At 62.5% G+C, this 21,672-nt stretch carries 20 protein-coding genes; 14 read left to right on the top strand and 6 right to left on the bottom strand.

Annotated elements, in window-relative coordinates:
- Positions 1 to 38 precede the first annotated feature (38 nt).
- The 7 genes from cpdA (at position 39) to AC19YX_RS10525 (ending at position 8,183) form a co-directional block, all read left to right on the top strand.
- Positions 39 to 854, top strand: coding sequence for a 3',5'-cyclic-AMP phosphodiesterase (cpdA, locus tag AC19YX_RS10555; RefSeq protein WP_421548878.1), 816 nt, complete (start codon positions 39 to 41; stop codon positions 852 to 854).
- A 109-nt stretch (positions 855 to 963) separates the two neighbouring features.
- Complete coding sequence (locus AC19YX_RS10550; RefSeq protein WP_078469538.1) at positions 964 to 1,572, top strand: YqiA/YcfP family alpha/beta fold hydrolase; 609 nt, start codon at positions 964 to 966, stop codon at positions 1,570 to 1,572.
- Positions 1,573 to 1,615: 43 nt separating this feature from the next.
- A complete protein-coding gene (gene parE / locus AC19YX_RS10545; protein ID WP_020299458.1) occupies positions 1,616 to 3,520 on the top strand; it encodes a DNA topoisomerase IV subunit B in 1,905 nt (634 codons plus the stop codon).
- The gene (locus AC19YX_RS10540) at positions 3,520 to 4,503 is read left to right on the top strand and encodes an esterase-like activity of phytase family protein (protein WP_201129185.1); all 984 of its coding nucleotides are present in this window, start codon (positions 3,520 to 3,522) and stop codon (positions 4,501 to 4,503) included. Before parE ends, AC19YX_RS10540 begins: the two co-directional genes overlap by 1 nt.
- A complete protein-coding gene (locus AC19YX_RS10535) occupies positions 4,500 to 5,018 on the top strand; it encodes a retropepsin-like aspartic protease family protein (protein WP_020299456.1) in 519 nt (172 codons plus the stop codon). The genes AC19YX_RS10540 and AC19YX_RS10535 overlap by 4 nt, the downstream gene beginning before the upstream one ends.
- Positions 5,019 to 5,028: 10 nt before the next feature.
- Positions 5,029 to 7,293 (top strand): DNA topoisomerase IV subunit A, encoded by a 2,265-nt coding sequence (parC, locus tag AC19YX_RS10530; RefSeq protein WP_500606209.1) that lies wholly within the window; start codon positions 5,029 to 5,031, stop codon positions 7,291 to 7,293.
- 179 nt (positions 7,294 to 7,472) lie between these two features.
- On the top strand, positions 7,473 to 8,183 hold the full coding sequence (locus AC19YX_RS10525; protein WP_020299454.1) for a PqiC family protein: 711 nt from the start codon (positions 7,473 to 7,475) through the stop codon (positions 8,181 to 8,183).
- A 213-nt stretch (positions 8,184 to 8,396) separates the two neighbouring features.
- On the opposite strand, the gene AC19YX_RS10520 is transcribed toward AC19YX_RS10525, so the two are convergent.
- Positions 8,397 to 9,938 carry an AhpA/YtjB family protein gene (locus AC19YX_RS10520; RefSeq protein ID WP_500606208.1) on the bottom strand — a complete coding sequence of 514 codons (1,542 nt, stop codon included), beginning with the start codon at positions 9,936 to 9,938 and terminating at the stop codon, positions 8,397 to 8,399.
- A gap of 134 nt (positions 9,939 to 10,072) precedes the next feature.
- Here AC19YX_RS10520 and serB point away from each other — a divergent pair, with 134 nt between their 5' ends.
- Complete coding sequence (gene serB, locus AC19YX_RS10515) at positions 10,073 to 11,287, top strand: phosphoserine phosphatase SerB (RefSeq protein WP_020299452.1); 1,215 nt, start codon at positions 10,073 to 10,075, stop codon at positions 11,285 to 11,287.
- Positions 11,288 to 11,371: 84 nt separating this feature from the next.
- Here serB and asd read toward each other — a convergent pair whose 3' ends face one another.
- From asd to AC19YX_RS10500, 3 genes are read right to left on the bottom strand one after another with little or no spacing between them, the layout of a single operon-like run.
- Positions 11,372 to 12,232, bottom strand: a complete 861-nt coding sequence (gene asd / locus AC19YX_RS10510) for an archaetidylserine decarboxylase (protein WP_201129187.1) — start codon at positions 12,230 to 12,232, stop codon at positions 11,372 to 11,374.
- A gap of 18 nt (positions 12,233 to 12,250) precedes the next feature.
- Positions 12,251 to 13,066 (bottom strand): rhodanese-like domain-containing protein, encoded by an 816-nt coding sequence (locus AC19YX_RS10505; RefSeq protein ID WP_500606207.1) that lies wholly within the window; start codon positions 13,064 to 13,066, stop codon positions 12,251 to 12,253.
- 43 nt (positions 13,067 to 13,109) lie between these two features.
- Positions 13,110 to 14,648, bottom strand: coding sequence for an HDOD domain-containing protein (locus AC19YX_RS10500; RefSeq protein WP_078469544.1), 1,539 nt, complete (start codon positions 14,646 to 14,648; stop codon positions 13,110 to 13,112).
- A 166-nt stretch (positions 14,649 to 14,814) separates the two neighbouring features.
- Between AC19YX_RS10500 and motA the strand changes: the two genes are divergently transcribed.
- Both motA and motB read left to right on the top strand, forming a co-directional pair.
- Positions 14,815 to 15,666, top strand: a complete 852-nt coding sequence (gene motA, locus AC19YX_RS10495) for a flagellar motor stator protein MotA (protein WP_020299448.1) — start codon at positions 14,815 to 14,817, stop codon at positions 15,664 to 15,666.
- A gap of 3 nt (positions 15,667 to 15,669) precedes the next feature.
- Positions 15,670 to 16,770, top strand: a complete 1,101-nt coding sequence (gene motB, locus AC19YX_RS10490; RefSeq protein ID WP_201129189.1) for a flagellar motor protein MotB — start codon at positions 15,670 to 15,672, stop codon at positions 16,768 to 16,770.
- Between the two features lie 56 nt (positions 16,771 to 16,826).
- Here the strand turns inward: motB and rsgA are convergent, their stop codons facing one another.
- Positions 16,827 to 17,858 (bottom strand): small ribosomal subunit biogenesis GTPase RsgA, encoded by a 1,032-nt coding sequence (rsgA, locus tag AC19YX_RS10485; protein ID WP_500606206.1) that lies wholly within the window; start codon positions 17,856 to 17,858, stop codon positions 16,827 to 16,829.
- A 108-nt stretch (positions 17,859 to 17,966) separates the two neighbouring features.
- On the opposite strand from rsgA, the gene orn reads away from it, so the two are divergent.
- Positions 17,967 to 18,509: an oligoribonuclease gene (orn, locus tag AC19YX_RS10480; RefSeq protein WP_020299445.1), complete on the top strand. Its 543-nt coding sequence runs from the start codon at positions 17,967 to 17,969 to the stop codon at positions 18,507 to 18,509.
- A 104-nt stretch (positions 18,510 to 18,613) separates the two neighbouring features.
- Positions 18,614 to 19,228 (top strand): trimeric intracellular cation channel family protein, encoded by a 615-nt coding sequence (locus tag AC19YX_RS10475; protein ID WP_178102921.1) that lies wholly within the window; start codon positions 18,614 to 18,616, stop codon positions 19,226 to 19,228.
- On the opposite strand, the gene queG is transcribed toward AC19YX_RS10475, so the two are convergent.
- Entirely contained in the window at positions 19,210 to 20,289 is a 1,080-nt protein-coding gene (queG, locus tag AC19YX_RS10470) for a tRNA epoxyqueuosine(34) reductase QueG (RefSeq protein ID WP_078469547.1), read from the bottom strand. The two genes, AC19YX_RS10475 and queG, sit on opposite strands and share 19 nt — an antisense overlap.
- 63 nt (positions 20,290 to 20,352) lie before the next feature.
- Between queG and AC19YX_RS10465 the strand changes: the two genes are divergently transcribed.
- Positions 20,353 to 21,213, top strand: coding sequence for an NAD(P)H-hydrate dehydratase (locus AC19YX_RS10465; RefSeq protein WP_421548873.1), 861 nt, complete (start codon positions 20,353 to 20,355; stop codon positions 21,211 to 21,213).
- Positions 21,201 to 21,671, top strand: a complete 471-nt coding sequence (gene tsaE, locus AC19YX_RS10460; RefSeq protein ID WP_020299441.1) for a tRNA (adenosine(37)-N6)-threonylcarbamoyltransferase complex ATPase subunit type 1 TsaE — start codon at positions 21,201 to 21,203, stop codon at positions 21,669 to 21,671. The genes AC19YX_RS10465 and tsaE overlap by 13 nt, the downstream gene beginning before the upstream one ends.
- The last annotated feature ends 1 nt before the right edge of the window (position 21,672 follow it).

Raw genomic sequence — 21,672 nt, 5'->3', positions numbered from 1 at the left:
CACCTTTTATATCCCGTGACACGCCCTGGGAGACCGCCTTGCCGAGCGTATCCACTCTGACCACCGACGATAGCGTGTTGCTGGTGCAACTCTCCGACAGCCACCTGTTTGCCGAGGCGGACGGCACCCTGCTGGGCATGAATACCTGCGACAGCCTGCAACGGGTGATCGAACTGGTGCTGGCCCAGCAACCGAAGATCGACTTGCTGCTGGCCACCGGTGATTTGTCCCAGGACGGCAGCCTGGAGTCCTACCAGCGTTTTCGCCAGATGAGCGCGTCCATTGCCGCCCCGGCGCGCTGGATCCCGGGCAATCACGATGAGCCCCAGGTCATGGCCCAGGCCGTCACCCAAAGCCCGCTGCTCGAGCCGGTGGTGGACATCGGCAATTGGCGCATCACCCTGCTCGACTCGGCAGTGCCGGGCTCGGTGCCGGGTTATCTGCAGGATGAGCAGCTGCAATTGCTGGTCCGTTCCTTGAGCGAGGCGCCTGATCGCCATCACCTGGTGTGCCTGCACCATCACCCGGTGTCCATTGGCTGTGCGTGGATGGAACCGATCGGCCTGCGCAACCGCGAAGCGCTGTTCGCCGTCCTTGAGCGCTTCCCTCAGGCGCGGGCGGTGCTCTGGGGCCATGTGCACCAGGAGATCGACCGCTTGCACGGCAGCCTGCGGTTGCTGGCATCGCCCTCGACCTGCATTCAGTTCGAGCCCGGCAGTGAAGATTTCAAGGTCGATGAGCGGGCGCCGGGTTATCGCTGGCTGCGGTTGCTGCCCGATGGCGGCCTGGAAACCGGCGTCGAGCGGGTGACCGGCTTTGATTTCGAGGTCGACTACGGCAGCGACGGCTACTGAGCCCGGGGTGCCTGTCGCCACGGCGGGACAAGTCGATACACCTGAAGGCAAGTCAATCCGCCAGACTCCCTGTAAACTGCGCCCTTTGCTTGATGCCTAGGGAGCTCGCATGTCCGGTTCGATCCTGTATATCCACGGTTTCAACAGCGCACCGGCGTCGCAGAAGGCCAGTCAGTTGAGTTCGGTGATGAGCACCCTGGGGCTGTCCGATCAACTGCGGGTTCCGGCCCTGCATCATCACCCGCGCGAGGCGATGGTCCAGCTGGAGCAGGCGATTGCCGAGCTCGGAAGGCCATTGCTGGTCGGCAGCTCGCTCGGCGGCTACTATGCCACTCACCTTGCCGAGCGCCATGGCCTGAAAGCCCTGTTGGTCAACCCCGCTGTCAGTCCGCATCGGATGTTCGACGGCTACCTGGGCACGCAGAAAAACCTGTACACCGATGAAACCTGGGAACTGACCCACGACCATGTAGCGGCCCTGGCCGAACTGGAAGTACCGGCGCCCCAGGATCCCCAGCGCTATCAGGTGTGGTTGCAGACGGGTGACGAGACTCTGGACTATCGCAGCGCTCAGCTGTATTACCGTGCCTGTGCCTTGCGCATTCAAGCCGGCGGCGACCACGGTTTCCAGGGTTTTGCCGGACAATTACCGGCGTTGTTGAGTTTTGCCGGCATTGGCACAGATCAGTACCAGGCGATCGATTTCACTGCACTGTGAAGCCGCGCCTCTATTTTCATTGAACGACTAACGACGAGACCCCATGGCCACTCCCAGCGCTAGCTCTTATAACGCAGACGCCATCGAAGTCCTCTCGGGCCTCGACCCGGTGCGCAAACGCCCGGGCATGTACACCGACACCAGTCGGCCGAACCACCTTGCCCAGGAAGTCATCGACAACAGTGTCGACGAGGCCTTGGCCGGGCATGCGAAGTCGGTGCAGGTCATCCTGCATGCCGATCACTCCCTTGAAGTGTCCGACGATGGTCGCGGCATGCCGGTGGATATCCACCCCGAAGAAGGGGTTCCCGGTGTCGAGCTGATCCTCACCAAGCTGCACGCCGGCGGCAAGTTCTCGAACAAGAACTACCAGTTCTCCGGTGGTTTGCACGGCGTGGGCATCTCGGTGGTCAACGCCTTGTCGACCCTGGTCCGGGTCAAGGTCAAGCGCGACGGTAACGAATACCAGATGACCTTCGCTGACGGCTATAAAGCCACCGACCTGGAAGTGATCGGTACCGTTGGCAAGCGCAACACCGGGACCAGCGTGTATTTCGCACCGGACCCGAAGTATTTCGATTCACCGAAGTTTTCCGTCAGCCGCCTCAAGCACGTGCTCAAGGCCAAGGCCGTACTGTGCCCGGGGCTGCTGGTCAGCTTTGAGGACAAGTCCACCGGCGAGAAGGTCGAGTGGCACTACGAAGATGGCCTGCGCTCCTACTTGGAAGACGCGGTCAGCGAATTCGAACGCCTGCCCAACGAGCCTTTCTGCGGCAGCCTGGCCGGTAACAAGGAGGCGGTGGACTGGGCCCTGCTGTGGCTGCCCGAGGGTGGCGACAGTGTGCAGGAAAGCTACGTCAACCTGATCCCTACGGCGCAGGGCGGGACCCACGTCAACGGCCTGCGCCAGGGCCTGCTGGATGCGATGCGCGAATTCTGCGAGTTCCGCAGCCTGCTGCCGCGCGGGGTCAAGCTGGCTCCGGAGGACGTCTGGGAACGCATCGCTTTCGTGCTGTCGATGAAGATGCAGGAGCCGCAATTCTCCGGCCAGACCAAAGAGCGCCTGTCGTCCCGTGAAGCGGCGGCCTTTGTTTCGGGTGTGGTCAAGGACGCCTTTAGCCTGTGGCTCAACGAGCATCCGGAGCTGGGCCTGCAACTGGCGGAACTGGCGATCAACAACGCCGGCCGTCGTTTGAAGGCCAGTAAAAAGGTCGAGCGCAAGCGCATCACCCAAGGCCCGGCACTGCCGGGCAAGCTGGCCGACTGCGCCGGGCAGGACCCGATGCGTTCCGAGCTGTTCCTGGTGGAAGGTGATTCCGCGGGTGGTTCGGCCAAGCAGGCGCGAGACAAGGAATTCCAGGCGATCCTGCCGCTGCGCGGGAAAATCCTCAACACCTGGGAAGTCGACGGCAGCGAAGTGCTGGCCAGCCAGGAAGTGCACAACATCGCCGTGGCCATCGGTGTCGATCCGGGCGCAGCGGACATGAGCCAGCTGCGTTACGGCAAGATCTGCATCCTCGCCGACGCCGACTCCGACGGCTTGCACATCGCCACCCTGCTTTGTGCGTTGTTCGTCCAGCATTTCCGCCCGCTGGTGGATGCCGGCCACGTCTACGTCGCCATGCCGCCGCTGTACCGCATCGACCTGGGCAAAGAGATCTACTACGCCCTGGACGAGGCCGAACGCGATGGCATTCTCGATCGCCTGGTGGCCGAGAAGAAACGCGGCAAACCCCAGGTCACTCGATTCAAGGGGCTGGGTGAAATGAACCCGCCGCAACTGCGCGAAACCACCATGGACCCCAATACCCGGCGCCTGGTGCAGTTGACCCTCGAAGACTTCGAGGCGACCTCGGAAATGATGGACATGCTGCTGGCGAAAAAACGCGCCGGCGACCGCAAGTCCTGGTTGGAATCCAAAGGCAACCTGGCGGAGGTTCTGGGCTGATGCGCAGAGGCTTTGCCCTGGCCTTGGCGCTGGTGGCGACGTCGGTGCTGGCAGAGCCTGTACCCGAGCTGAAATTGCTTGCCGAACACCCGGTCGAAGGCATGCGCGGCGGCAACCTGTCGGGGTTGGCGCTGTGCGGCAATGAGCTGTGGACGGTCTCCGACCGTGATGATGATCAGATCTATCGTCTCGATACCCGGGACACGGTGTGGCAGGCCGAGACCGTGCACATCGAGGTGCCTGCGGTGCCGGATGCAGGCTTGCCCTGGGGCCTGAAGTCGCGCACCTGGGCGACCTCGCTGGTGCGCGGGGGCGAGCTGGATTTCGAAGGCATCGCCTGCGATGGCGCGGGCAACAAGTACATCGTCAGTGAGTCCGAGGCCACGGTGCTGCAGGTGCCGGTAACGGGGCGGCCGGACTGGCTGAAAATCTCGCCGATCCTGGTGCGTGAGGCCCGGGCCAGTGGCATGTTGCTGCACTTCAATGCCTTGTTCGAGGGGCTGGCGGTCAACCCGGAAGGTAACCGCTTATGGCTGGCGGCCGAGCGCGAGCGCCGTGGGTTGTTGCTGATCAAGCGCGAACAAAGTGTCTGGAACTGTGACGGCGCCTGCGTATTGCTCAGCGAGGCGGGTGTGGAAATGCAGCCGGCGCAGATGCCCAAGGCTCGCGCGGTATCTCGGGACTTTGCCGATTTGGCCTTGTTCGAGGGCAAGTTATTCACCCTGGAGCGCAACGCCTATCGGATCTGCCGCCGGGATGCGCAAACGGCCAAGGTCGAGCGGTGCTGGTCGTTTGCCGCCGAGGCGCTGGTAGAGAATCGCCAGTATCCACAGGCGTACGGCCTGGCCGAAGCATTGCTGGTGGATGCCGATGGCGCCTGGATCGGCCTCGACAACAACAACGGTGCCCGGGTCGATGGCGAGAGCAGGCCGATCGTCTGGCGCTTTGCCGCCCCGCAAGGTGGCTGGAGCGACAAATCATGAGCCGACAGCCGGGCAGTCGTGCAGGGAGGATCATGCTGATCCTGGCTTGGGCCGCCGGTCTGTTTTTGGCCACGCAGTTTTTTTCGCAGTGGGAGCGGCGGCAGGAGAACCCCAACGCTGTCGTCACTTCGCAACAACACGAGGGTTACATCGAAGTGAAACTGGTCGGAAACGGCCAGGGACATTTCGTCGCCAGCGGCCAGATCAACGGCCAGCCGGTGGATTTCATGCTCGACACCGGGGCCACCGATGTGGCGATTCCCACCCGCCTGGCCGAGCGCCTGGGGCTGGAGAAAGGCTCCCCGGTAACCCTGAGCACTGCCAATGGTCGCAGCGAGGGCTATCGAACCCGCCTCGACCGCGTGCAGTTGGGCGATATCGTTTTACGTGATGTCCGGGCGCTGGTTGCGCCGGGGCTGGACGGTGAACAAGTGCTGCTGGGCATGAGCGCTTTGAAACAACTTGAATTTACCCAGCGTGGCGGCACTTTGCTGCTGCGCCAGACAACGAACTGATGAGGCCCGCATGAGCGACTCCCTTGATCTCAGCCTGGACGGTGTAGAGCGCCGGTCACTGGCTGACTTCACCGAAAATGCCTACCTCAACTACTCCATGTACGTGATCATGGACCGTGCCCTGCCGCATATCGGCGACGGCCTGAAGCCCGTACAGCGGCGGATCATCTACGCCATGAGTGAGCTGGGGCTGGACGCTGATTCCAAGCACAAGAAGTCCGCGCGTACCGTCGGTGACGTGCTCGGCAAGTTCCACCCCCACGGCGACTCGGCCTGCTATGAAGCCATGGTGCTGATGGCTCAACCCTTCAGCTATCGCTACACGCTGGTGGACGGGCAGGGCAACTGGGGTGCGCCGGATGATCCCAAGTCCTTCGCGGCCATGCGTTATACCGAGGCGCGGTTGTCCCGTTACTCCGAGGTGCTGCTCAGCGAACTGGGCCAGGGCACCGCGGACTGGGGGCCGAACTTCGACGGCACCCTGGACGAACCCCTGGTGTTGCCGGCACGTTTGCCGAATATCCTGCTCAATGGCACCACCGGTATCGCTGTGGGCATGGCCACCGACGTGCCGCCGCACAACCTGCGTGAAGTCGCCACTGCCTGCGTCAGGCTGCTGGATGAACCCAAGGCTACGGTCGAACAGCTGTGCGAGCACATCCAGGGTCCGGACTACCCGACCGAAGCGGAGATCATTACCCCGCGCGCCGATCTGCTGAAAATGTACGAAACCGGCAAGGGCTCGGTGCGCATGCGTGCCGTGTACCACGTCGAAGACGGCGATATCGTGGTCACCGCACTGCCGCACCAGGTTTCCGGGGCCAAGGTCCTGGAACAGATCGCGGCCATGATGCAGGCCAAGCCGTCGAAAGCACCACAGGTTGCGGACCTGCGCGATGAGTCGGACCACGAGAACCCTTGCCGTATCGTGATCATTCCGGTCAATAGCCGGGTCGATCACGAAGCGCTGATGCAGCACCTGTTTGCTACCACCGATCTGGAGTCGAGCTACCGGGTCAACATCAACATCATTGGCCTGGACGGCAAGCCGCAGCTGAAAAATCTGCGCGCGCTGCTGGTGGAATGGCTGGAATTCCGGGTGCAGACCGTGCGTCGCCGCCTGCAATTCCGCCTCGACAAGGTCGAGCGTCGCCTGCACCTGTTGGACGGCTTGTTGATTGCCTACCTCAACCTGGATGAAGTGATTCACATCATCCGCACCGAGGAGCACCCCAAGGCCAGCCTGATCGCGCGTTTTGCCCTGAGTGAAATCCAGGCCGACTACATCCTCGACACCCGCTTGCGTCAATTGGCGCGGCTGGAAGAGATGAAGCTGCGTTCCGAGCAAGATGAGCTGCTCAAGGAACAGGCCAAGCTGCAAGCCTTGCTCAACAGCGAAGCCAAGCTGAAGAAGCTGGTGCGTACCGAACTGATCAAGGACGCCGAAACCTATGGCGACGATCGCCGCTCGCCGATTGTCGAGCGCGCCGAAGCCAAGGCCATGACCGAGCACGATCTGCTGCCCAACGAGAAAGTGACGGTCGTACTCTCGGAAAAAGGCTGGGTGCGCTCAGCCAAGGGCCATGACATCGACGCCACCGGGCTTTCCTACAAGGCCGGTGACGGCTTCAAGACCTCGGCGCCGGGGCGTTCCAACCAATATGCGGTGTTTATCGATTCCACTGGCCGCAGCTATTCGGTGGCTGCGCACACCCTGCCGTCGGCACGGGGCCAGGGCGAGCCATTGACCGGCCGTCTGACACCGCCACCCGGGGCGAACTTTGAATGTGTACTGCTCCCTGAAGACGATGCTTTGTATGTCATCGCCTCTGACGCCGGTTATGGTTTCGTGGTCAAGGGTGAAGACCTGCAGGCCAAGAACAAGGCGGGCAAGGCGCTGTTAAGCCTGCCCAACAACGCCAAGGTGCTGCCACCACGCCCGGTCGCCGACCGCGAGCAGAACTGGCTGGCTTCGGTCACCACCGAAGGTCGCCTGTTGATCTTCAAGATCAGCGATCTGCCGCAGTTGGGCAAAGGCAAGGGCAACAAGATCATTGGCATTCCCGGCGAGCGCGTAGCCAGCCGTGAGGAATATGTCACTGATATTGCCGTGCTACCCGATGGCGCAACCCTGGTGTTGCAGGCCGGTAAACGTACCTTGTCGCTCAAGGCCGATGACCTGGAGCATTACAAGGGCGATCGTGGACGCCGTGGTAATAAATTGCCACGTGGATTCCAGCGGGTGGATGCGTTGCTGGTAGAAAATCTCAATTAATGCGGGTTAGAGCGCTCGATCTGCGATTTAACGCGTAGATCGACGCTACAGCGCTGGAGTCAGGACGCATATTCACGGATGATATGCGCTTTCAAGCGCCGGCGTAGCTGAGCGTTATTTAGAGTTTTTTTGAGTATTTACACTGTGGCTAGCCTTGTGGCCGCCACCTGGATGGGATGATGACTGCTCTGCGCCTTCCTTTGGTTTTTTTGCTCGCTGGCGTTCTTGGCCTGGCGGGTTGCAGCGTACACCAACCGGTGTCGCTGTATCAGCTGGACAGCGGAAGTCCAGCTCAGCCGGCCAATGCCGGCATGTCGGTGGTGCTGGGTCCGGTGTTGATCGCCGATTACCTGCAACGTGAAACCCTGCTGCAACGCCAGGATGATGGCAGTTTGCAAGCTTCGACCGATGGTCGTTGGGCGGGTAGCCTGTCCTCCGATATTGGCCAACTGCTATTGCGCCAGGTGGCAGGTCACCTGGACAGCCAGCGCGTAGTACTGGCGCCGGCGACCAGCGGGTTTACCCCGGATGTGCAGGTGCTGCTGTCGATCACCCGCCTGGATTCCGGTAAATCGCAGCCGGCGGTACTGGATGCGCAATGGCGCCTGATCGACCGTCGTGGCCAGGTGCGTGATAACCGCATCGTGCACTTGCAGGAGCAGCACGCGGGCACTACGGCCTCCCAGGTCCAGGCCCAGGGCGTATTGCTGCAGCGTCTGGCCGAGCAACTGTCGGGCGCGCTGAAGCCGCTGGCCAACCAGCCTGTGGTGGCTGAGGTGCCACGCAAGGCCGCTCCGGCCCCTGCGGCCAAGCCTGTCGAGCAGGAGAAGCAGCCAAAGATCCCTATGGCTACTCCTATCCGTACGGATATGGAAGTGTTCAGGTTCTAGGTTGTTGGCCCCCAAGACAAAGCCCGCTCTGAAGCGGGCTTTGTTGTTTCTGGGGTAAGCCTTTGCCCATTGCCGTTGGCAGCGAGCTGGCAGGTTCGGGCGCTTGAAGGCTGCTGCCGCGATAGCGGTGGAAGGCGCCGTTACTCGACAGGCGCGTTGTTCAGCCACAAAAAAGCCCGCTACACAGCGGGCTTTTTATGGGCGGGACCAGGCTTAAAGCTTGGCCCGTGTCTCGTGCATGCGTGCCAGCTGGCGCTCCAGCATCGATGGGTAGGGTTCCATCAGGCGTTCGACGCAGCAGGCGCCTTCCGGGCTGGCGATTGGGCGAATGCGTGCGCGTTGGCGGATCAGCGCGTCATCACTGATCTTGCGTTCCACCAGCAGCAGATTGCGGCTGTGCTGGGACAGCGCCAGGGCATCCTGTGCGGTTTCGGTCAGCAGCAGGTCGATCTGGCTCAGGCCAAACAGCTCGTCACCCAGAGTCAGGCCCAGTTGCAATTGCAGGGTGATGCCGCTGTCCGCGACTTCGATCTGCAAGGCATGGCCCAGGGCGCGCAGCAGTTCGCCACAGCAGATGGCGTTGGTCAGGTAGTCGTCACCACTGTCTTCACTGTGGAACAGCATAAGGGTGCTGCCGTCGTTCAGGGTATGCAGCTCGCTCTGGTAGAGCGACGCAGCCTGGTCGAGGCAGTCGCGATAGCGTTCCAGCAGCTCCGTCAGTCGAGCACGGGGCAGGCGACGCAGTTGATCCTGGGCGCCGAGTTGTACCGCCAGCACCGCACTGTGCTGCGGTTGCGCGGGCGTTACCGTCCGTGCCAGCGGCTTGGGGGCGGTGGGTGTGGTGTGATCGCGCAGGTCGGCGAACGGGTCTTCTTCGTCCAGTTCGTCTTCTTCAGCGCTGACCAGCCGCCGCGGCGCAGGCTTGAGGCCGGCGACCGGGGCGCTTTCATCAAAACTAGGGTCGCGCAAGTTACGCATCTCGAAGGCCGGCTCGCGGTCCTGCGGTTCGTCGTAATCCTCGTCGTCGTAATCGGCCTCGGGTTCGGGTGCCGGCTGCGGTTTCTCCGGTGCCAGGCGGGCATGGAGCTGGCGCGCCAGGTCGCCGATTTCATCCTGGCGCTGGGTAGCCGGGGTGTGTTCGTCCATGTCACGCAGCCAGACCCGCAATTGCATCAGGGGGGTCGAGATGTGACGTCCCAGGCGCAGGCTCAGAGCCAGAGCCAGGGCCAGCAGGATCGCGCTGAGGATGCCCATGCTTTGCAGGCTGATGGTCATCGGCTGCTGGAACTGCGCCATGTCCAGGCTGATCCGCAGGTTGCCGGCGGTCACGTCCTGGAAGGTGATCTTGGTCTGGTAGACGCCTTCGGTCTCGCCCAACAGGCTGCTTTTCGGGCGTTGGCCGGCTTCGGCGAGGATCCGGTTATCGACGCTGTAGATGGCCGCGTGGGCCACCAGCGGATTTTTGGTCAGGTTGTTGAGCAGCACATTGAGGCTGAGGATGTCGTTGGACACCAGCAGCTCGGTCGCCGAAGTGGCGGTCTGGGTGGTCAGGCTCTGGCCCAGGGCATCGGCTTGTTCATGCATGGCTTGCTTGAATTGCAGGCCCATCACGCAGGCGTAGATCACCAGGGCCAGGGCGACCAGGATCACGTTATGGCTGGCAATGCGCAATGCAATCGGTACACGGCGGTGGCGCAGTGCACGGAAGATCAGCAGAAAGAAATTATCGGTTTTAACAGGCGTGGGCCGGTTCACTGAGCTCGGCTCTTTTGTCCGTGAAGTTGACGCGCAGTATAGCGACAGGCCCTAGGCCGGCAAAGCGCTGGCTGTGCCCGATGGTCACTGAATGTGGGTAGAATGCGGTTTTTTTCCACCTGCGGGGGTGCGCCTTGCGCGAAATCGTCCTGATAAACATCACCGGTGAAGATCGTCCCGGTCTCACTGCAGCCATTACCGGCGTTCTGGCCCAGGGTGGTGTGAATATTCTCGACATCGGTCAGGCGGTGATCCACGACACCTTGTCGTTCGGCATCCTGGTTGAAATCCCGAGCACCGAACAAGCGTCCTCGGTGCTCAAGGACATTCTGTTCACCGCTTACAAGCTGGACCAACAGGTACGTTTCACCCCGGTTTCCGAAGAGGATTACCAGCAGTGGGTCGGCGGTCAGGGCAAGAAACGCCATATTGTGACCCTGCTGACCCGCAAGGTGACGGCCGAGCAGTTGCAGCGAGTGAGTTCGATCACCGCCAAATACGGCCTGAACATCGACCATATCGACCGTCTGTCGGGGCGCATGCCCCTCGACACCCCGGCCGATCAAGGCAAAGGCTGCATCGAGTTCTCGGTGCGCGGTGAAGCCGCCGATCCCCAGGCATTGCGCGCCGAGTTCCTGAGCGTCGCCCAGGAATTGAACGTCGATATCGCCTTTCAGGAAGACTCGCTGTTCCGCCGCAATCGCCGCCTGGCGGTATTCGACATGGACTCGACGCTGATCGAGGCCGAAGTCATCGACGAATTGGCCAAGGCCGCAGGCGTGGGTGACCGTGTTGCCGAAATCACCGAGCGGGCCATGGCCGGCGAGCTGGATTTTCGCGCCAGCTTCAAGGAGCGCCTGGCGTTGCTCAAGGGGCTGGACGTCGGCGTGCTTGATTCCATAGGTGCATCACTGCGCCTGACCGAAGGCGCCGAGACGCTGTTTGCCGAGCTCAAGCGCCTGGGCTACAAAACCGCGATCCTCTCGGGCGGTTTCACCTACTTCGCCAAGCAACTGCAGGCCAAGCTGGGTATCGACTACGTGTTTGCCAACGAGCTGGAAGTGGTAGATGGCAAGGTGACGGGTGTGGCGGTCGAGCCGATTGTCGATGCCCAGCGCAAGGCTGATCTGCTGCGCGAACTGGCGCACAAGGAAGGCTTGCGCCTGGAGCAGACCATTGCCGTGGGTGACGGCGCCAACGATTTGCCGATGCTGGCGATTGCCGGGTTGGGCGTGGCGTTTCGCGCCAAACCGCTGGTCAAGCAATCGGCCAAGCAGGCGATTTCCACCCTGGGCCTGGACGGTGTGCTGTACCTGCTGGGCTTCCGTGATCGCGACGGCCAGCTCTAAGGGCCAGGTGTGCTGTTTTGCTCAGCTAACCCCCCATAAAAAACGCCGCTGATCAGCGGCGTTTTTTTGCGTCCGGGAATGGCTTCAGGCTTTTGGCAAGCCTAGGCCCTGGCCCATCTGCACCGGCGAGCCGGCGACCAACTCCTGCGCCCACTGCACCTGATCCGGGCCGAACAGCACGATGGCGGTCGATCCCAGTTTGAAGCGGCCCAGCTCGGCGCCTTTTTCCAGGTGGATCGGCGCACGCGCGGCTTCGTCGTAACGCACGGTTTTCAGCTCGCGCTTAGGTGGCGTTACCAGGCCGGCCCAGACGGTTTCGATCGAAGCGACAATCATCGCCCCCACCAGCACCACGGCCATTGGGCCGCGTTCGGTATCGAACAGGCACACCACGCGTTCGTTGCGGGCAAACAGCTCCGGGACGTTTTCGGCAGTGGTCTGGTTAACCGAGAAAATCCGGCCCGGCACGTAGACCATTTCACGCAGGGTGCCGGCCAGCGGCATGTGCACGCGGTGGTAGTCCTTAGGCGACAGGTAGATGGTGGCGAAGTCGCCGCCCATGAACGGCGCGGCAACGGCAGCATCCCCGCCCAGCAGTTCGAGCACGCTGTAGCTGTGGCCTTTGGCCTGGAACACCCGGCCATGTTCAATCGGGCCGAGCTGGCTGACGGCACCGTCGGCCGGGCTGAGGATGGCGCCCGGGGTTTGGTCCAGCGGGCGGGCGCCGTCTTTCAGGGCGCGGGTGAAGAAGGCGTTGAAGTGCTCGTAGGCACTCAGGTCTTCCACCAGGGCCTGGGACATGTCCACTTGATAACGCTTGGCGAACCAGGCAGTGAAGGCATTCTTGAACCAGCGCACGCGGCACTCGGCAATGCAGCCGGCCAGGCGCGACAGCAGGTGGTGAGGCAGCAGGTACTGGCTGAGGATAAACAAACGCTTTTTCATTAACTGTCCTTAAAAACCTTAAATCTCTACAGGCGTGTCGGGGTGGTTGCCCCATTCGCCCCAGGAACCGGCATAGCCCTTGACCCGCGGATAACCGAGCGCCTTGGCCACCAGGTAGGTGAAGCCAGAGCGGTGGTGGGTCTGGCAGTGGGTGATGATTTCTTTGTCTTTGCTGATGCCGAGGTTTTCGAGGATCTGCGGCATGTCGGAGCGGATGCGCAGGTTGCGCGTCTGGTCCATGCCGGCGGTCCACTCGAAATTCACAGCGCCGGGGATGTGGCCGCCTTTGGCTGCCAGGACTTTTTCGCCCGAGTACTCCAGCGGTCCACGGGCATCCCAGATCGCCAGGTCGGCAGCGCCGAGGCGGCTTTGCAGGTACTCGCGGGTGGCAGTGGGTTCGTCGTGCAGGGTCAGGGCGACCGGGCCGCCAGCGGCCGCCGGCACAGCAGTGGACACCGGCAGGCCTTGCGCCAGCCAGGACAGCAGGCCGCCATCGAGGTAGTGATACCGGGTGTGGCCGATGACATCGAGCAGCCAGATGAAACGCCCGGCCCAGCCGCCGCCTTCATCGTCGTAGACCACATAGACCGCGTTGGGGTTGTGCCCCAGTTCGCCGAACAGCGCTTCAAGCGCGCCTTGGGTCGGCAGCAGGCCCGGTGCGGGAGGCTGGCCGAGCTGGGTGCGCTTGGGGTCGACAAAGTGGGCGCCGGGAATATGGCCGGTGGCATAACGAGCGGCGCTGGTCAGGTCGACCAGGATCAGTTCGCGGGATTCGAGGCGGTCGAGCAAGTCGCTCGGCTCGATAACCAGCGGAAAGCCAGAGAAGTCAGACATGTGAGGTCTCCAGAGCACAAAGGGGAGGATTGTAGCGCAAGCGTCATTGGCTGCGGTTGGTAAAGCTGTGAAGGGCTTTTTCAATACATTGCGCAGTTTTGCCAAAGGCCTGGACGCTGATTTCCGAGAACGGCCCGCCGCCCTGGTCGGCGGCGATCAGCATCACCACGCGGCCGTTGCTCGAGAGCGAGCGCAGCAGCAGGTGCTCGCCACGGAACAGGCCGCGCAACTGCGGCGGCAGCAGGGCCGAGAATTGCGCGTTGTTGTCCGGGTTCAGGCGCACCTGAGCCGATTTGGTCACCAGGCGTTGCAGCACGTTGCTCTGGCTGACGCGCAGGGTCAGGTTCGCCGACTCCGCAGGCAGGCCGGCAATTTGTTGTGCCCGCAGATTGGCCAGGCCGCGATCGACCATCAGCAGCATCACCCGGCGCATGCCACAGGCCACCAGCGCATCGCAGGCGGCGCTGGTGAGGTGCAGCGCATTGCGAAAGGCGCTCGGTTCGACCAGCAGTTGTGCACATTGTTCGCGCCAGTGTCCCAGCGCTTCGGCAGTCGGTGCCGGGGCCGGCAGCAAACCCTTGGGCAGGCGCCGTGCATCCCACGGCCAGAGCAAGGCCTCGGCAGGGTGCCAGAGACCGGGCGCCGCGTCGTTGCGCGCGCTGATCACCGCCTGCTGGTGCAACTGCTGTTGCAGGTTGTCCATGGGCATTTGCAAATAAAGGCTGGTCAGGTGCTGCCAGCGCAGGCAGTGGGTACTGTCCCAGGCGTATTGCGCCGAAAGTGCCAGGCCGTTGGCCAGCAACACGCTGTTGGCCGGCTGGTTCAGCCAGCGACGCAGGTCGGGGTCGGCATCCAGGCGTTGTTGCTGATGCAGTGGATGTTCGCTGTCGCGGGCAATGTGCAGGACCTTGACCAGCAGCCGGCGCTCGCTGATCAACAGGCGATAGCCCTGTTGGACCCAGATCGGCAGGTGCCAGACCTCCACCAGTGCCTGGCATATCTCCAGCAACCTGACGCCGAACAACTCCAGCTCGACCTTGTGCGCCGATTCATGCTTGTGGATAACTCGCAGTTCCCACTCTTCCAGCAGCTTCGGCTGGGCCAGGGCCAGGGGCCACAGTGGCGATAGAAACAGCAGACTGCCCCAGTGGATGTCCTGCCAGAGGCGGGCCAGGCGGCTGGCGAAAAAACCATTGGCCTGCTGGCTGGCGTGCTGGCTGATCAGTTGCAGTTGGCGCAGGACCGGCGGGATCTGCCCTTCCGGCAGCGCTGGCAGGCGAGCGAGCAGTTCTTCGGTGCGCTTGAGGCCCAGGCGGTTGAGGGCGACCTCAAGGTTTTCCGCAGGCTCGCTCATGCTGCCGTGGGTATGCCGATTGGCCTCGCGGATGATGCTCAAGGCCAGCGCTGGGCTGTTCTGCATCAGGTCGGCGATATCGCGCAACGAACTGCGGCTGTCGGCGATGGCTCGACAGACTTTATCGTGGCTGACTTGCGGCACCGGCAACGGCACCCCGTCCAGGAGCTTTATCCAGCCGCTGAGGGTCGTCGGTCGGGGAGTTGGGACTGTCGTTTCATTAGACATGGCTGGGCGCAATCATCGTCTGCTGTAAACACGCCCAGAGCGGGCCAAACTGGCTTTTCGCCTTAACTGGCTATAGTCTGGCGCAGTTTTGCCGATAAGTAGAAGAAGAGTTTTAAGAACTTCCGAATATGACCTTGAACCCGACTCAATAAGTACTCTCCTACCTATGGCTAAAATTATCGGCATCATCGTCGTATTCGCGAGCGTGCTCGGCGGATACGTGCTCTCACACGGCAAAATCGCAGCCCTGATCCAGCCTTTCGAAGTGCTGATCATCGGCGGCGCGGCCTTTGGCGCATTCCTGCAGGCCAACCCCGGCTATATGACGATGCACGTCATCAAGAAATCCCTGGGGATGTTCAGTTCGCGCTTCACCCACACGTTCTATCTGGAAGTGCTGGGCCTGGTGTACGAGATCCTCAACAAGAGCCGCCGCGAAGGCATGATGGCGATCGAGGGAGATATCGAGGACGCCGCCGCCAGCCCGATTTTCGCCAAGTACCCGGCGGTGCTCAAAGATGCCCGCATGACCGCTTATATCTGTGACTACCTGCGCATCATGTCCTCCGGCAACATGGCTCCCCACGAGCTTGAAGGTCTGTTCGACATGGAGCTGTTCAGCATGAAGGAAGACCTCGAGCACCCTTCCCATGCGGTGACCGGCATCGCCGACGCCATGCCCGGCTTCGGTATCGTTGCCGCGGTATTGGGGATCGTGGTGACCATGGCTTCCCTGGGTGAGGGCGACCAGAAGTCCATCGGCCTGCACGTAGGTGCGGCGTTGGTGGGTACCTTCTTCGGTATTCTCGCGGCGTACGGCTTCTTCGGCCCGCTGGCCACCTCCCTGGCCCACGATGCCAAGGAAGAACTGAACGTCTACGAAGCCATCAAGGCGGCCCTGGTCGCTTCCGCATCCGGCATGCCGCCATCGCTGGCTGTGGAGTTCGGGCGCAAGGTGCTGTACCCGGCGCACCGTCCAAGCTTTGCCGAGCTGGAACAAGCGGTTCGCGGTCGCTAAGTCATGGAAAATAACCAGCCGATTATCATCAAGCGCGTCAAGCGCTTCGCTGGCGGACACCACGGGGGCGCCTGGAAAATCGCCTTCGCCGACTTCGCCACGGCGATGATGGCGTTCTTCCTGGTGCTGTGGTTGTTGTCCACCGCCACCCCGGAACAGAAGATCGCCATCGCCGGTTACTTCAAAGACCCGATCGGCTTCTCCGAAAGCGGCACACCCTACATCATCGACTTGGGCGGTTCGCCTGAGCTGGCGCCGGACACCACCCTCAACCCCGAGGTGAAGTCCCAGCCACAGCCGGACAAGGTGACGGTCGACTCCGAACAGGTCGAGGGCATGGCCGAGCAGGTCGAGCGCGAACGTCTCGAACTGTTGTTGCAGGAGCTGCAGAACAAGGTTGAAGAGAACCCGCAGCTGCAGAAATTCAAGGACCAGATCCTGTTCGAAATCACCCAGGACGGCTTGCGCATCCAGATCATGGACGCCGAGAACCGGCCGATGTTCGACTCGGGTAGCGCGCGTCTGAAACCGTATTTCGAAGACATCCTGCTGGCCATGGCCGACACCATCAAAGCGGTGCCGAACAAGATCAGCATCAGCGGCCACACCGATGCCAAGCCGTACTCGGGCGCCGGTGACTTTGGCAACTGGGAGCTTTCGGCCAACCGTGCCAACGCCGCACGCCGCGCCCTGGTCGCGGGCAGCTATCCCGACTCCCAGGTGGCACGGGTGGTGGGGTATGCCTCGTCGTCGCTGTTCGATCGCAAGGACCCGTTCAACCCGGTCAACCGGCGGATCGATATCGTGGTCCTGACCAAGAAGGCACAGCGTGCCATCGAGGGTGAGCAACTGCCGGCCGATGTGCCGACTCAGGGGCAGGGTGCGCCGGGCGAAGTGCCGGGGGCTGCGGCTGATCCGAATGCCTTGCCGCCAGGCGCCGATCCGCTGCCGGCACATGAAGTCCGGCAGCGCCTGAATATCTTCGAGGATGGGGTGTTGAAGATGGATGAGCCCGGCAAGTCTGGCCAGCCTTCGACCGCACCGGCACCGGCCACGCCACCTGCGGCGCCACCGCCAGCGTCTGCGCCCGCAGCGCCGAAGTAACCCACAAAAAAGGCCGCGATGATCGCGGCCTTTTTGTCAGTGCGGGGTACGACAGGTCAGTAGCTGGTTTCCGGCAGGCTGGCGATGATCGAGCGGTAGCTGTTCATCCGTTGCTGCTGCACGCGGCCATCTTCAAGGGCCTTGAGCAGGGCGCAACCGGGTTCGCGATCATGTTTGCAATCGCGGAAGCGGCAGGTGCCCAGCAGGTCGTTGAACTCGATAAACCCGGCTTCGACATCGGCGCGGCTGACGTGGCCCAGGCCGAATTCGCGAATGCCCGGGGAGTCGATCAATTCGCCGCCACCCGGGAAGTGGAACAGTCGCGCGGTGGTGGTGGTGTGAGTGCCCTGGCCGGACAGCTCGGACAGCGGGCCGACGCGGGTTTCGACTTCCGGCAGCAAGCTGTTCACCAGCGAGGATTTGCCGACACCGGATTGGCCGACGAATACGCTGATGCGCCCGTCCAGTTGGGCCTGCAATTGCTCCATGCCATCGCCGTGGTGCGCCGAGACTTCCAGCAGCGGGTAACCCAACTGGCGATACACCGCCAGCAGGGCATTGAGTGCCGGAGCATTCTGCTCGTCGATCAAGTCGGCCTTGTTCAGCAGCAGCAACGGTCGGATGCCGGCGTGTTCGGCGGCGACCAGGTAGCGGTCGATCAGGTTGGCATGGGGTTCGGGCAGCGGGGCGAAGACAATCACGATCATGTCGACGTTGGCTGCCACCGGCTTGAGCTGGCCGCGGCTGTCCGGGCGGCACAGCTCGGTGTTGCGTGGCAATTGGGCGACGATCACGCCGATGCCCTGGTTGCCGGCACGCCACACCACCTGGTCGCCCGTTACCAATGCTGGCAGGTTGGCGCGCAAGTGGCAGCGGAATACCTGGCCGGCCAATTCGCCTTCGCGAGCTTCGACTTCGACCTGAACGCCGAAGTGGGCGATCACCAGGCCGGTCTGCTCGGGGCCCAGGTCGCCTCCCTCAAGCGCGTCCACGGCGGATGATTCACGCTTGGCGGCGCGGGCGGCGCGCTCGCCTTGAATCTTTTCGATGCGCCAGTTTTGGCGACGGTTGAGCTGGCGTTTGGCCATGGGTGTTCCGTGTTGATAATGCAGCAGGATAGGTAAAACGGCGGCGAGTTTAGCACGCCGAGGAGGCCCTCTAGGCTAAACTGCGCAACTACGCCGAGGAGCCCACCCATGCAAAACCCACAGAATCTGATTTGGATCGATCTGGAAATGACCGGTCTGAACCCTGACACCGACGTCATCATCGAGATGGCCACCATCGTCACCGACAGCAACCTCAATACCTTGGCCGAAGGTCCGGTCATCGCCATCCATCACAGTGATGAAGTCCTGGCCGGCATGGACGAGTGGAACACCCGCACCCACGGTGGCTCGGGCCTGACGCAACGGGTCCGCGAGAGTCGCATCAGCATGGCCGAGGCCGAAGCCGAAACTATCGCCTTCCTGGAGCAGTGGGTGCCTCGGGGTAAGTCGCCGATCTGTGGCAACAGCATCTGCCAGGATCGCCGCTTCCTTTATACCCACATGAAATCCCTGGAAAGCTTCTTCCACTACCGCAACCTTGACGTGTCGACCCTCAAGGAACTGGCCGCGCGCTGGGCGCCGGACGTGCGCGACAGCTTCAAGAAAGGCAGCACCCACCTGGCCCTGGACGACATCCGTGAGTCCATCGCCGAGCTGCAGCATTACCGCAAACACTTCATCAAGTTCTGATGTCGGGCAGGCCGGCCTGGTCGTCCAGGGCTATTTCACGGCCTCGCCCTCTTTTGGTGCCCGTGCCAACTGAGTAGACTGCGCGCCTTCCTGCAAGGACCGCCATCATGCTGCTGATGCTCTACCTGATCGCCATTACCGCTGAAGCAATGACTGGCGCCCTGTCCGCGGGGCGCCGCGGCATGGACTGGTTCGGCGTGGTGCTGATCGCCTGCGTCACGGCCCTGGGTGGCGGTTCGGTGCGTGATGTATTGCTCGGCCACTACCCGCTGACCTGGGTCAAACACCCGGAATACTTGGTGCTGACCTCGGTGGCGGCCCTGGTGACGATCTTTATCGCACCGCTGATGCGCCACCTGCGTTCGCTGTTTCTGGTGCTCGACGCCGTGGGCCTGGTGGCGTTTACCCTGATCGGCTGCATGACCGCCCTGGAAATGGGCCACGGCATGTTGGTGGCCTCGGTCAGCGGGGTGATTACCGGGGTGTTCGGCGGGATTTTGCGGGATATCTTCTGCAACGATATTCCGCTGATCTTCCGCCGCGAGCTGTACGCCAGCGTCTCGTTCGCCGCGGCCTGGTGCTACATGCTCTGCATCTATCTGCAACTGCCCAGCGAGCAGGCGATCCTGGTCACCCTGTTCGGCGGCTTTCTACTGCGCCTGCTGGCGATCCGCTTTCACTGGGAAATGCCCAAGTTCGTCTACAACGACGCCGAGTGACGCTTGGCGTGTTGCGCCAGCGCCCACTCCACGTGTTCCTGCACCAGTTCTGATGGATAGTCCCGCCGCGCCTTGAGCGCTTCCAGCACCGGAATGCTCGAGGGCGCATTGCCCAGGCCGACCGCCAGATTGCGCAGCCAGCGCTCATACCCGGCGCGCCGCAGGGGCGAGCCCTCGGTGCTGCTGAGGAAACGCTCCTCATCCCACATGAACAGCTCGGCCAGTTCGGCGTTATCCAGGTTGTGTCGCGGCTTGAAGTCGTTTTCTCCCGACGGGCGAGCGAAGCGGTTCCAGGGGCAGACGATCTGGCAGTCATCGCAGCCGAACACCCGATTGCCGATCAGCGCGCGCAATTCTTCGGGGATGGCGCTTTTGAGTTCGATGGTCAGGTAGGAAATGCAACGCCGCGCATCCAGCACATAGGGGCCGACAAACGCCTGGGTCGGACAGATATCGAGGCAGGCGGTGCAGCGTCCGCAGTGCTCGCTGGCGTGGGGCTGGTCCACGGGCAGCGGCAGGTCGACGAACAGTTCGCTGAGGAAGAAATAGCTGCCGGCCTTGCGGTTGAGGACCAGGGTGTTCTTGCCGATCCAGCCCAGGCCGGCCTGTTCGGCGATGGCTTTTTCCAGCACTGGGGCGCTGTCGACAAAGGCGCGATAGCCAAAGGGGCCGATGGCTTGCTGGATGCGCTCGGCCAGTTGCTGCACGCGTTTACGAATCAATTTGTGGTAATCGCGGCCCAGGGCATAGCGTGAAACGTAGGCTTTGGCAGGCTGCGCCAGGCGCTGGGCCATTTGCGTATCGCCTGGCAGGTAGTCCATGCGCAGCGAAACCACACGCAAGGTGCCGGGCACCAGCTCCTCGGGGTGGGAGCGTTTGCTGCCGTGGGCGCCCATGTAGTCCATCTCGCCGTGGTAGCCAGCCTCGAGCCAGCGTTGCAGGTGCTGCTCGTGCTCGGCCAGGTCCAGGCCGCTGATGCCGACTTGTTGAAAGCCCAACTCGCGGCCCCAGTCTTTGATCGATTGAGCCAGAGCGGGCAGATCGGTGGTAATAGCAGGCATGAGGCGAGAGAAACCGGGGCTGAGGTGCGTATAATTCTGCCAGACATCGGAGCCTGAAGACGCATGCCGCAGACAAAACACGATTTACCCGACGCGCAGTTACTGATGCCCGGCCATTTGCCGAGGCTGGCTGCCCGTTCGCCGGACGCCCATAAGGGCCAGTTTGGCCATGTCCTGCTGATTGGCGGCGATCGCGGCTTTGGCGGCGCGGTGTTGCTGAGCGCGCAAAGTGCCCTGCGCAGCGGCGCTGGCCTGGTGTCCCTGGCGACGCGCAGCGAGCACGTGCCGGCCGCCCTGGCTCGTTTGCCGGAGGTGATGACCCAGGGCGTGCATTCGGCCAATCAACTGATGGGGCTGCTCGCCCAGGCATCGGTGCTGGTGGTCGGCCCCGGCCTGGGCCAGGCAGCATGGGGGCACAGCCTGTTGTCGGCGGCGGCAAATGCCTCGCAACCACAGGTCTGGGATGCCGATGCGCTGAATCTGTTGTCCAAGGGCGGGCTGAGCTTGCCCGAGGGCAGCGTCATTACCCCGCATCCGGGAGAAGCGGCGCGTTTGCTCGGGTTGTCGACGGCCGACGTGCAGGCCGACCGTCCGGCGGCGGCGCGGGCCTTGAGTAAAAAGTATGCAGTGGTGGCCGTCCTCAAGGGGGCGGGTACCCTGATCGCCAGCCCCGATGGCCAATTGGCACGTTGTGATCAAGGCCATCCGGCCATGGCCAGCGCCGGGTTGGGCGATGTGCTGGCGGGCGTGATCGGCGCCTTGTTGGCCCAGGGCATGAGCGCATTTGATGGCGCTTGCCTGGCCGTCTGGTTGCATGCGACGGCGGGTGAGCAGCAAGGCAAGTTGGGCCGGGGGCTGGCGGCCAGTGATCTGATACCGGCCATTCGTCAGTTGTTGGAGGAGCAAGCACCGTGTCTGAACTAACCCTTTATCTGGCCGATGAGCAGGCCATGGTCGAATTGGGTGCGCGAATCGCTCAGGTCACCCGAGGGGTTGGCGTGATCTTCCTGGAGGGCGACCTGGGGGCGGGTAAAACCACCCTGTCACGGGGCATCATTCGTGGTTTGGGGCATGTGGGGGCGGTCAAGAGCCCGACCTTTACCCTGGTCGAGCCCTATGAGATCGGTGAGATTCGAGCGTTTCACTTTGACCTGTATCGCCTGGTCGATCCGGAAGAGCTGGAGTTTCTCGGTATTCGCGATTACTTCGACGGCGATGCCTTGTGCCTGCTTGAGTGGCCCCAACGTGGTGCAGGCTTTTTGCCAAAGCCGGACCTGACCATTACCATTACCCCGCATAACAACGGGCGTTCTCTGCATTTGTTGTCGCAAGGCTCGCGTGGCGAGTCCTGGTGTGCCGCTTTGGCGTTGGAATTCAAATAAA

This window comes from Pseudomonas sp. MF09150 (assembly GCF_059862355.1).
Note: the sequence above shows the minus strand (reverse complement) of the source record. Positions and strands in the feature narration are given on the sequence as shown.